10 protein-coding genes are annotated in these 11,350 nt (G+C 46.2%); 4 read left to right on the plus strand and 6 right to left on the minus strand.

Annotation, left to right across the window (positions count from 1 at the left end; all coding sequences use genetic code 11):
* Positions 1 to 45: 45 nt before the first annotated feature.
* Positions 46 to 1,095, minus strand: a complete 1,050-nt coding sequence (gene argC / locus QD47_RS15175; RefSeq protein WP_044646930.1) for an N-acetyl-gamma-glutamyl-phosphate reductase — start codon at positions 1,093 to 1,095, stop codon at positions 46 to 48.
* A gap of 302 nt (positions 1,096 to 1,397) precedes the next feature.
* Here argC and QD47_RS15180 point away from each other — a divergent pair, with 302 nt between their 5' ends.
* A complete protein-coding gene (locus QD47_RS15180) occupies positions 1,398 to 2,318 on the plus strand; it encodes an SMP-30/gluconolactonase/LRE family protein (protein ID WP_044646931.1) in 921 nt (306 codons plus the stop codon).
* A gap of 94 nt (positions 2,319 to 2,412) precedes the next feature.
* On the opposite strand, the gene QD47_RS15185 is transcribed toward QD47_RS15180, so the two are convergent.
* From QD47_RS15185 to hpf, 4 genes are all read right to left on the minus strand, one after another.
* Positions 2,413 to 3,312, minus strand: a complete 900-nt coding sequence (locus QD47_RS15185) for a YitT family protein (RefSeq protein WP_044646932.1) — start codon at positions 3,310 to 3,312, stop codon at positions 2,413 to 2,415.
* A 99-nt stretch (positions 3,313 to 3,411) separates the two neighbouring features.
* Positions 3,412 to 4,525 (minus strand): peptide chain release factor 2 gene (gene prfB, locus QD47_RS15190; RefSeq protein ID WP_137060522.1). Its coding sequence is split into 2 segments (ribosomal slippage): positions 3,412 to 4,452 and positions 4,454 to 4,525, totalling 1,113 coding nucleotides; the frame shifts between segments, so codons are not numbered across the junction.
* 503 nt (positions 4,526 to 5,028) lie between these two features.
* Positions 5,029 to 7,479, minus strand: coding sequence for a preprotein translocase subunit SecA (gene secA, locus QD47_RS15195; protein WP_044646933.1), 2,451 nt, complete (start codon positions 7,477 to 7,479; stop codon positions 5,029 to 5,031).
* A 415-nt stretch (positions 7,480 to 7,894) separates the two neighbouring features.
* On the minus strand, positions 7,895 to 8,449 hold the full coding sequence (hpf, locus tag QD47_RS15200; RefSeq protein WP_044646934.1) for a ribosome hibernation-promoting factor, HPF/YfiA family: 555 nt from the start codon (positions 8,447 to 8,449) through the stop codon (positions 7,895 to 7,897).
* A gap of 437 nt (positions 8,450 to 8,886) precedes the next feature.
* Here hpf and QD47_RS33180 point away from each other — a divergent pair, with 437 nt between their 5' ends.
* From QD47_RS33180 to QD47_RS33190, 3 genes are all read left to right on the plus strand, one after another.
* On the plus strand, positions 8,887 to 9,381 hold the full coding sequence (locus QD47_RS33180) for a hypothetical protein (protein WP_044646935.1): 495 nt from the start codon (positions 8,887 to 8,889) through the stop codon (positions 9,379 to 9,381).
* A gap of 62 nt (positions 9,382 to 9,443) precedes the next feature.
* Complete coding sequence (locus tag QD47_RS33185) at positions 9,444 to 10,412, plus strand: COG1361 family protein (RefSeq protein WP_044646936.1); 969 nt, start codon at positions 9,444 to 9,446, stop codon at positions 10,410 to 10,412.
* Positions 10,409 to 10,654 (plus strand): hypothetical protein, encoded by a 246-nt coding sequence (locus QD47_RS33190; protein ID WP_044646937.1) that lies wholly within the window; start codon positions 10,409 to 10,411, stop codon positions 10,652 to 10,654. Before QD47_RS33185 ends, QD47_RS33190 begins: the two co-directional genes overlap by 4 nt.
* 178 nt (positions 10,655 to 10,832) lie before the next feature.
* Here QD47_RS33190 and QD47_RS15220 read toward each other — a convergent pair whose 3' ends face one another.
* Complete coding sequence (locus tag QD47_RS15220; RefSeq protein ID WP_013373372.1) at positions 10,833 to 11,030, minus strand: cold shock domain-containing protein; 198 nt, start codon at positions 11,028 to 11,030, stop codon at positions 10,833 to 10,835.
* Positions 11,031 to 11,350: the final 320 nt, after the last annotated feature.

An 11,350-nucleotide genomic window follows, 5' to 3' on the forward strand; every position in this document is an offset into this window, starting at 1 on the left:
CCGCCCGCTTACGTTTCCCGTTTCCATATTGCGGCTGCTTGCTGCTTACGGATATACCGGTATGAAGCCCAGTCCGAGGTTCTCCTCCCATCCCATCATCAAGTTTAAGTTCTGAATCGCCTGTCCGGCAGCACCCTTCACGACGTTATCAATGACCGAAATAATCGTAAGGCGCCCGGTCCGTGCATCTGCTGCAAAACCGATATCGCAGTAATTGGAGCCAAATACTTCCTTCGTTGCTGGCCATACACCTTCACCGCGCACACGGACAAAAGGATGGTCTTTATAATAATCCCGGTATAGCCCGATGAGATCCTGATCTGTGTATTCACCCTTCAACGTGACATAAATCGTACTCATAATTCCTCGGGTCATCGGAACCAGTTGTGTCGTAAACGTAATCGTAACGTCCTCACCCGCAATATCGCCCAAAACCTGTTCGATTTCAGGGATATGCTGGTGCTTGTTAATCTTGTAGGCTTTAAAATTCTCGTTCATCTCCGCATAATGCGAAGTGAGACTTGTTCCCCGGCCGGAGCCGGATACTCCGGATTTGGCATCTACAATCAGCGTCCGATGGTCGATCCAATCTGCCTTCAACGCAGGGATAATTCCCAGCAATGTTGCCGTTGGGTAGCAACCCGGATTAGAAATAAAAGAAACGCCAGCAAGCTTTTCTGCATACACCTCACTGAGTCCGTATACAGCTTGCTTGAGATATTCGGGTGAAGCCGCAGGCTTTTTATACCATGCTTCGTACGTTTCCCCGCTTCGCAGTCTGAAATCCCCGGAGAGGTCAATGACCTTCAATCCGGCATCAAGAAGCTGCGGCACCAGCTTGGTGCTGACACCAGAAGGTGTAGCTGTGAAAACCAGATCAGCCTTGGCAGCAATCTCTTGGACATCAACACCGTCCAAATCCTGAACCACAATGTCCGTCAGATGTGGAAACCCGTCACTGATCGGAACACCCGCGCTGGACGAAGAAATAACAGATACAATCTCTACCTGCGGATGATGAACCAAAAAACGAATGAGCTCCACCCCGCCATACCCGGTGGAACCGACAATTGCCACTTTTAGCTTGCTACTCACAGACCTTCCTCCATTCCGTTCCTATGAAATATGTATTATTATACGACTCTATTCATATAAATACAACATACTCATGTAAAGTTATTCACCCAAATTTGAAATATGCGCTCTTGCCTATTCTTTTGACGGACAAGCTGTACAGGCTATAATAAAGGAAATTAAAAAAAGATAGAGCCCATTGAATACGGTCTTCCTTTTTGCATAAAGAAAGGGGCGATTACCTTTTAAATTATCTTTTTTGAAGCGTATGATTGGGGTTCATAGTTGGATCATAATTTCAAGAATAAACTTAAACGTTAGGGGTGTTACACATCGAAACATATACAGCGAATATCGTTATAGATGCTAAAGCAAAGTTAGGCGAGGGCCCTAGCTGGGATCAACAGTTCCAACGTTTATTTTGGGTCGATATTGAAGGCTTTCAATTGCATATCTACGATCCTTCTACACGCACAAATCGTACAATAGACGTTGGTGAACATATTAGTGCAGTTGTACCTTATCTCAAAAATAAAGTAATCGTAGCACTAATTAGCGGTCTACATTGTTTGGATATTGAGACAGGGACCAAAGTATTAATCCATGATCCTGAAGAAGGTAGATTAGGTAATCGATTTAATGATGGTAAATGCGATCCTTCAGGACGTTTTTTGGCAGGAACAATGAGCCTAAATGGTGAACTCGCACAAGGAGCATTGTATAGTCTAAGCACCGAAGGCAATGTCTCCTTATTGGTTGAAGAAGCTTCTATATCTAATGGATTAGCTTGGAGCTCAGATCATCGTACAATGTATTATATTGATACTCCGACATTGGAAATCGTTTCCTTCGATTATGATGTGGCACAAGGCACTATTAAGAATAAGCAACTGGTGGCTAGATTGGATGAAAGTGAAGGGTATCCAGATGGCATGACAATCGATGCAGAGGGTATGTTGTGGATTGCTCGCTGGGGAGGGAAACGTGTTTCCCGTATCCATCCTGCCCATGGAAAAGTGATTGCTGAGGTGTCACTCCCAGTCAATCGTGTGACTTCGTGCGCTTTTGGCGGTGAACATTTGGATGAGTTATATATAACGACTGCTCAAGAAGACGATAGTATCGATCAACCACTAGCAGGCGGTTTATTTATGGCCAAAACAGGGGTAAAAGGGATGCCAACCTCGTATTTTAATCAAGGTCAAACTGCAAATTGGCTTGAACGATTACCAAAAAGGATCTAATGAGATATGCTAAAAAGAAAGGAGCCTACTACATCAGTGGGCTCCTCCTGCATTGATTCAGTTAAGAACATGCCTTTCGGCAAGCCACTTTGTTTCAGCCTTCCTTCTTAAAACCTTCACCTAATACCTCACGCGTGTTACTAATAATCACAAAAGCATCCGGATCTACCACGCGAACGAGCGTTTTGAGACGTGTTACCTCATTTTGACCCACCACAACCATCAGCACAGGACGTTCTTCGTTCGTATAACCGCCTCGTCCAGCCAGCTCCGTCAATCCCCGATCCAAGTCATGTAAAATAGCCTGTGTGATCTTTTCCTTCTGATTGGATATGATATAGGCCACTTTGGAGTAGCTTAACCCCATTTCCACGGCATCAATGACCTTGCCAGTTACAAACAAACCAATTAGTGCATACAGCGCCCGCTCCGGCGATAGAGCAAAGCCAGCCAGTGTGATGACTGTACCGTCCATAAGCATGACGCAGAGTGATAGGCTGAGGCCGGTATATTTTTGAATGATCTGCGCCAAAATAGCCAGCCCACCCGTCGAGCCTCTGCCCCGGAATACAGTGCCCAATCCCAACCCTACTCCGATTCCACCATACAGCGAAGCCAGCAACGGATTCGTTGTCGGAACTGCCCAATCCTTAGTTAGATAAACGAATAAAGGTAACATGATACTTCCCAGCAGGGAACGCAAACCGTATTTCTTTCCTAACAGCAGCACCCCCGCTATAAATAACGGAATATTCATTCCCCACTGCGTATAAGCTGGTTCCAGACCAAACAGATCCTGGCCCAAAATAGATAAACCCGACACACCCCCGGATGCAATTCGGTTAGGAAGCAGGAACATATTGAAGGTCAGCGCCGTAATGAAGGAGCCGAGCACAATGAGCAGAACATCCATCACATTGCGAGCGGGGCCGCTGGCGGCAATCAGAGGCTTACGGCGTCTTCGCCGAGCAGCGGGGAGATTCATTTGAGACATCTTTCGTATTCTCCTTTAATTTAAAAATACCGTGTACACAAAAATTCCTACAGTCCATAGGCACATGGCCTATGGGTCTGTAGGAAAACATACAGGCTATTATTCTGCGTCCAGCTTGATCTGACTGCGCAGGTAACCGTCGATGAACGGGTCCAGATCGCCATCCATGACAGCCCCTACATTGCCTGTTTCCACACTGGTACGATGATCCTTCACCATGCTGTATGGGTGGAACACGTAAGAACGAATTTGGCTGCCCCATGCAATATCGGACTGTTCCCCACGGATTTCGTCCAATTGTTGACGCTGCTCTTCAATTTTGCGCTCATAGAGCTTGGAACGAAGCATCGTCATAGCCTGCTCACGGTTCTTGATCTGGGAGCGCTCATTTTGGCAAGTTACAACAATGCCGGAAGGCAGATGCGTAATCCGAACTGCTGAATCGGTCGTGTTAATATGCTGACCGCCTGCGCCGCTGGCGCGGTACGTATCAATTTTAAGATCCTCTGTCCGGATTTCCACGTCCACATCATCCGCAATTTCCGGCACGACATCACAGGATACGAACGACGTATGCCGACGACCCGAGGAATCAAATGGAGAAATGCGAACGAGACGATGCACGCCTTTTTCTGCTTTGAGGTAGCCGTAAGCATTATAGCCCTTGATCAGCAGCGTTACACTTTTGATCCCTGCTTCATCACCCGCCAGGTAATCCAGTGTTTCTACCTTAAAGCCGCGTTTTTCTGCCCAGCGTGTATACATCCGTAGCAGCATTTGACCCCAGTCCTGCGACTCGGTTCCGCCTGCCCCCGGATGCAGTTCCAAAATGGCATTAAGCTTGTCATATGGCTGATTTAAAAGCAATTGCAGTTCGAACTCCTCAAGCTTGCTCAGCAAGGATCTAATACTGTTCTCAATTTCTCCAGCCAGTGTTTCGTCGCCTTCCTCATCAGCCAGCTCAGCCATCATCCCCGCATCCTCATATTCCTGACGGAGCTGTTCATAGCTGTCTACCGAAGACTTAACCGCGTTCATTTCCGCGATCACAGCTTGGGCTTTATCGTTATCATCCCAAAAATCAGGCGCAGCCATCTTTTCCTCAAAGTTTGCGATCATTTCCTGTTTGAGATCTAAGTCAAAGAGACCCCCTAAGGTTTGTTAGTTTCTTGCCTATTTCTCTTAAATCATGTTTAACATTTGGATCAATCATTATGTTATTCTCCTTTTAGCGATGGGTTAAGGGTTTAAAAATGTGTTGAGTTACGTACGGGCGATAAGAGACGCTACGCGAATGATTTGATCTTATGATCGCTGTTGCAGTGAGATGCCTCTGATTGAAATAACACATTCAAAGGTGGGCATCTCACTGCAAAGGCGAACGCTGGCGCTTCTCCAGATTCAAATCCTTCGCTTCGCTACCGACCGCCGTAAAGTCAAACGACTTTTACATAATCGGCTCTGGTATATGAGCCGGGTCAAGAGCTGAATGGACTGAGAAGTAAGCAGGTATCTACTTACTTCTCTTCATTGTTTATATGTTTATATATAGGGACATCCTTTTCATTCCGGCCTTCCAACAAATGTAGCATAACTGCAATTCAGCTTGCTCCCCTGTATGGCACAAAATGGCCGACGGTCAGTTGGATAAACTGCCGCCTGCCATTATATGCATTACAGGAAATGAATGCTTCCCTAAATCGGTCCTTCAATCCGTTATCTTCTGCGCGGACGCGAAGGGGCGGATTTCTTTTTAGGAGCAGCAGGTTCGCCACTCGTCGAGATTTTGTCTTCGTCGATGACAGCCTGACGCTCTTGGTTGGATTCAATTTGCGCCTTCATGATGTAAGTCGCTACTTCCTCCTGGATGCTGGCGATCATGGCATGGAACATTTCAAAACCTTCAAACTGGTATTCACGCAATGGATCGGTACCACCATAAGCACGCAAGTGAATACCTTGACGCAGCTGATCCATAGCATCGATATGATCCATCCATTTGCTATCCACTGCACGCAGTACGATAACTTTCTCGAACTCGCGTACCATGTCTTCGCCAATCGTTTCTTCACGTCTGTGGTATCTTTCGGTAACTTTCTCGAAGATCAGTTCAACGATCTCTTCTTTTTCTTTACCCCACAGGTCATCACGACTGATTGCATTTTCATCAAGCAGATTGTTGTTCACATATTCCGCCACTTCTTCAAGTTCCCAGTTTTCAGGGATGTCATCGCCACAATGCGCTTCCACCACACGCTCAATGACAGGCTTGATCATATCGAACACGACTTCTTTAATGTTCTCGGATTCCAGCACTTCACGACGCTGTTTGTAAATAATAGTACGTTGCTGGTTCATCACGTCATCGTACTGGAGAACGACTTTCCGCTGGTCAAAGTTGTTGCCCTCAACGCGTTTTTGCGCCGATTCGATAGCACGTGTAATCATACGACTCTCGATTGGTTGGTCTTCCTCGAAGCCCAAGCGCTCCATCATATTGAGTACGTTGTCCGCACCAAAACGCTTCATCAACTCATCGCCCAGCGATAAGTAAAACTGTGTAGACCCCGGATCACCTTGGCGTCCTGCACGGCCACGAAGCTGATTATCAATACGACGTGATTCATGACGCTCTGTACCGATGATGTGTAAACCGCCAATACCCGATACGCCTTCGCCCAACACGATGTCTGTACCCCGCCCTGCCATGTTCGTGGCAATGGTTACTGAACCCGCTTCACCTGCGCGGGAAATGATTTCAGCTTCCTCGGCATGATACTTGGCGTTAAGCACTTTATGCCGGACGCCTTTGCGTTTCAGCATTTCGGAAAGAAGCTCCGAATTTTCAATAGAAATCGTACCTACCAATATCGGCTGGTTGTTTTTGTGGCGCTCCACAATTTCATCCACTACCGCATGGAATTTACCTTTTACGCTCTTGTATACTACGTCAGGCATATCCACACGCTGATTTGCCCGGTTCGTAGGGATCTGGAGAACTTCCAGACCATATATTTTTTTGAATTCTTCTTCTTCTGTTTTAGCTGTACCCGTCATACCCGCCAATTTGCGATACATGCGGAAATAGTTTTGGAAAGTAATCGTCGCCAGCGTCATGCTCTCGTTCTGTACAACGATGTTTTCCTTCGCTTCAATCGCCTGATGCAAACCATCGCTGTAGCGACGTCCGGCCATCAGACGGCCTGTGAATTCATCGACAATCAGAACTTCGCCGTCAGCTACGACATAATCCACATCCAGACGCATAATAGCGTTAGCCTTCAAGGCTTGTACGATGTGGTGATTGATTGTAACACTTTCCTGATCGTACAGGTTCTCCAGTCCGAAGAAATTCTCAGCTTTAGATACACCATTCTCGGTCAAAGCAACCGACTTCACCTTGATATCCAAGGTGTAATCTTCTTCAACATTCAGACTCTTCACAAAACGGTCAGCCGCAAAATACAGATCCGTGGATTTCTGAGCTTGTCCAGAAATAATCAGCGGCGTACGAGCTTCATCGACGAGAATCGAATCCACTTCATCAATGATACAGAAATACAACGGACGTTGTACCATCTGTTCTTTGTAAAGCACCATGTTGTCACGCAGGTAATCGAATCCAAACTCATTGTTCGTGCCGTACGTGATGTCGCAAGCATATGCAGCTTGCTTTTCTCCATGACCCAGACCAGACAAATTCAGCCCGACCGACATGCCCAGGAAGTTATAGATTTGTCCCATTTCTCCGCTGTCACGTTGCGCCAAATAGTCATTGACCGTAACCACGTGCACGCCTTTACCCAACAGTGCATTCAAATAAACCGGCAGTGTTCCCACCAGTGTTTTACCTTCGCCAGTTTTCATTTCGGCAATTCTACCTTCATGCAGCGCAATACCACCAAGCATCTGAACGTCATAATGACGTTTGCCCAATACCCGCTTGGACGCCTCACGAACGGTTGCGAAAGCATCCGGCAAAATCTCTTCCGCCGTAGTTCCCTGCTCAATCCGGGCTTTAAACTCCGCCGTTTTCGCTTGCAGCTCCTCATCCGATAGCTTCTCGAAATCCGGCTCTAATTTATTGATCAGCTCAACCGTCTTCATTAAACGCTTGACGTCACGTTCGTTTGTATCTCCAAAAATTTTCTTTACAATTCCTAACATGGTTTACCCCTTTCACGCAAAACAATTAATAGAATCAATTTCACAATAAGAAAGGGTCCATGATGAAATTGATCCCGATATGTTTGACAGGCCCGGCTATACCAGCCCATCATGCGATGTTCTTTGCATAAATTGTAACAGTTTGTAGGACATGCCGCAACACAAGCCGCTCCCTGATTTGCATCCGGTTAAAGATACCAAAACAATTGACGCATGAAATACACAATTAGTTACGTTTATTTGCATTAAAATTACATTTCATTTTCAGAAAAAACATATAAAAGAGCCCTACCCCGCCAGGTTCGCAAGGATAAGGCTCGTCGTTATTTTCATTCTTCCCAATCTCCAATGAAGCATGCTTTCAATCGGGAACCCTCTATTCATTTTAAAACATGATAAGTTCCTGTCTTACAGATTATTCCCGTTCGATCAGGCCGTATTTACCATCATTGCGCTTGTAAACCACGCTGACTTCTTCGTTATCAATATTGGCAAATACAAAGAAATTATGTCCAACCATGTTCATTTGAAGAATGGCCTCTTCCACATCCATCGGTTTCAATAAGAAACGTTTGGTGCGGACGACTTCCAGCTCATCCAATTCTGCATCATCAGCAACAGCCACGCCACCTGCCGTATCTTCTACAAAAAGGGTTTTCAAGCTACCTTCCTGACGAAATTTACGGTTCAGCTTAGTTTTATGCTTGCGAATCTGCCGCTCAAGCTTGTCTACCACGGCATCAATGGACGCATACATGTCGTCGCTTTCGTCTTCGGCACGGAGTACAAGCCCCGGCAAAGGAATGGTTACTTCTACAGTGTGCAAATCTCTGGTTGTGCTTAACGTTACACTTCCGTCAGACGTCGGGGGTGCATCGAAATACTTCTCAAGTCTGCTGAATTTCTTATCAACGTATTCCTTCAAAGCGTCGGTAACCTCGATCTGTTGACCTCGTACTGTTAAGTTCATAGGGCACGCCTCCTTTGCTCCTCCAGTATAACACATATGTTAACGCCAAGTAAAAAAAGCACCCGACATTTCGGAGATATTTTACAAAATTCTGTTTTTTTCGATAAAACGCTTACTCAAACCTTATCTTTTGAAAAAGATCATGTTTTAAAGAGGCACACATACACATGTGAATAATGAGCACATATAAAAATAGTTGCTCTGCTGCATCGTGACATTATGTATTCCCGGCTTTACGTTCAACTGCTTTAACGAAAAAGGAGGGGTGGCCTTTTCACACTGAATCCAATGCAGGCCTGTGGTGTATGCACGACTTAGTTACCATGCGTGGCAATTTTATACGAAAGGATTATTACGTCCAGCCTAGCTGGCTCTTCCCAAACGACGATCCTCCAAACAGCGAATATTGGAAGAGATAGAAAGTAGGAAGCTAATCCATGGCTTTTATTCAGCGTTATGAAACGAACCAGACGGGGGCTGTTACCTTTATAGGGAATACGCTCGGACTGGCCCGTTCCGCTTCGGTAGGAGTACCGGGAAATGTAACCAGCATTGGCGCTTTCATCACAACCAATACAGCCTCTCGTTTTGACACGTATCCATTGGGCACAACCTCTGCAATTACAAGTAACTCATCAACAGCATTTCTTGTGCTTCCTGCGGGCAGTACGGTGCTGTATGCTGAGCTTATTTGGGGAGGAAGTTATGCCAACGGCAGCACCAATGTGTTGTCCAGCGCCAGCAATCCGGTCACATTTCACCCCCCCGCCTTGTCCACTACCGTCAGCCCTGAATCTGCAACCTCGGTCAATGATTCACCTGCCTTGATCAAACCAGGTGAACCATTATTCATCGGCAGCCTTCAACCGGGGCAAAAAGTGAATGCATCCTACACCGTGAACGTTCGGTACTGCCTGCCGGAGGCCGTCTAAACAATAGCGCGCAGCTCCGGTATGCTGATAGCAACAGTACGAGCGAGGTCACCAGCAACATCGTGACTGTAGCCGTCTTTGACCCGCAGCTTGATGTAAGTATCTCCACAGAAAATGCTGAGGCCGTAGCAGGAGAGCCCCTTACCTACACAGTGCAGCTTAACAACTTTGGCAACGTAACTACCGAAGTTACCCTGCAAAACTTTATTCCTGCTGGAACTCTGTTCGTTCCTGGCACCATTCAGTTGAATCAATCCTTGTTGGGGACCGATCCTGCTGTTGGTGTTGGTCTCGGATCTGCGGAACCCGGACAGCCCTTAACGCTGACTTATCAAGTGACCGTAGCCGAAACACCTCCATCCGGCTACATCGTCAATCAGGCTACGCTTGCCTATTCGTTCACACTACCTGGAGGAAGATCCGTATCGGGCTCTCTGGCCATAAATGCCATTAACACTCCAGTCGTATATCCACTGCTTGAATTAGTCAAAAATGCGAATACCGCCGATGCCTCCGTAGGCGATACGCTCACATTTACCGTACAAATCACGAACAAAGGCGGTATCCCGGCGCTATATCCATTGTTCACAGACCCGTTGCCGCAAGGACTGATTTACGTACCTAACAGCCTGACGATCCAGGAGGAAGCTCAGTCAGGCGCTAATCCGGACACAGGAACCAAACTCCCGGATATTGCTCCAGGTGAGACTGTCATCCTTACGCTACAAGCCCAAATCCGCGAAGCACCCGTGGATGAAACCTTCAGCAACCAAGCCACCATCGCGTATACCTCACGTCGTAGCGGAGGTGAAACTGTTCAAGAGACTGCTGAATCCAACACCGTCGGCGTGACCGTCATCGCAGCTATTCCTAAACTCACACTAAGCTCCAGCGCTCTACGTGTCGGGCAAGAAGATACCTTGTCCTTTACCGTCAACGTGGAAAACATCGGCAACACTCGCTGGAGGAGCTATTACTCACTGCACCATTCGCAGCAGAAGATTTCCTTTTACTGCGAACGGTCACTGTGAACTCTGTGCCACTTCCATATCCTAAATTGCTCCAAGGTATCCCGTTTGGCCGTCTTGACCCAGACCATAAGGCCGTCATCGTCTTTTCCTTGGACATTGAATCCGCACTTCGTGCTTATCTAATCGCTCAAGTCATCCTTCACTATCAATTCCGCTATCCAAACGGACGCGTAGAGAAGCAGTCTGCTTCCTCCAACACCATTTTCGTGGAGATGGCTGACTTCGACGGTTCTGTAGAGTAACTTTTCACCGTGCTGTGTATCGCCTAGCTCCTTACCATCGTGTAAGGGGCTTTTTTATGAACATCTGCTCATCTAGAAAACATAAAAAAGCCCTGGAATATATTCCAGGGCAGTTGCTAGCGCGTTATCCATTGCTAACCATCTTACCAATTATGTAGGTCGGCTATGCCGGGGATGATTATAATTTGGTTACGTTAGCGGCTTGTGGTCCACGTGCGCCTTCGACAATGTCGAACTCCACGTCTTGTCCTTCTTCAAGTGTTTTGAAGCCTTCTGTTTGAATTGCGGAAAAATGAACGAATACGTCGCCGCCATCAGCAGTTTCAATGAAACCATAACCTTTTTCTGCGTTAAACCATTTAACTTTACCTTGCATGCACTAACATTCCCTTCGTCATCAAATGAAGTGAGGCTCTCGCCTACATTTCCGACTATACCACCCAAAGTTATCCATTGTCAATTGGAATTGATAATGTTTTCATGCATAGTTATTCCATATATAATACAATGGGTAAATAGTCAACAACTTTGTTCTCTTGAACCATTAAAACTTGGACTAGAGTAGACTTACTAATCATGTTTTAAACTACATTTTAGTGTCTGAAACGATAAATTGATAGATTTTTTTGTATGTGTCCTTTCTATTCGCTTAAACTTATTAGAGACTTTACAAATGTTAAAAAGCTCTCGTCCACA

The sequence above is a fragment of the Paenibacillus terrae genome, assembly GCF_000943545.1.
Lineage (GTDB): Bacteria > Bacillota > Bacilli > Paenibacillales > Paenibacillaceae > Paenibacillus > Paenibacillus terrae_A.

Excerpts from the sequence above, each read along its gene's own strand:
- QD47_RS15185 (WP_044646932.1), bottom strand. The coding sequence starts at position 3,312 with ATGTCTCAAATGAATCTCCCCGCTGCTCGGCGAAGACGCCGTAAGCCT.
- secA (WP_044646933.1), bottom strand. The coding sequence starts at position 7,479 with ATGTTAGGAATTGTAAAGAAAATTTTTGGAGATACAAACGAACGTGAC.
- hpf (WP_044646934.1), bottom strand. The coding sequence starts at position 8,449 with ATGAACTTAACAGTACGAGGTCAACAGATCGAGGTTACCGACGCTTTG.
- QD47_RS33180 (WP_044646935.1), top strand. The coding sequence starts at position 8,887 with ATGGCTTTTATTCAGCGTTATGAAACGAACCAGACGGGGGCTGTTACC.
- QD47_RS15220 (WP_013373372.1), bottom strand. The coding sequence starts at position 11,030 with ATGCAAGGTAAAGTTAAATGGTTTAACGCAGAAAAAGGTTATGGTTTC.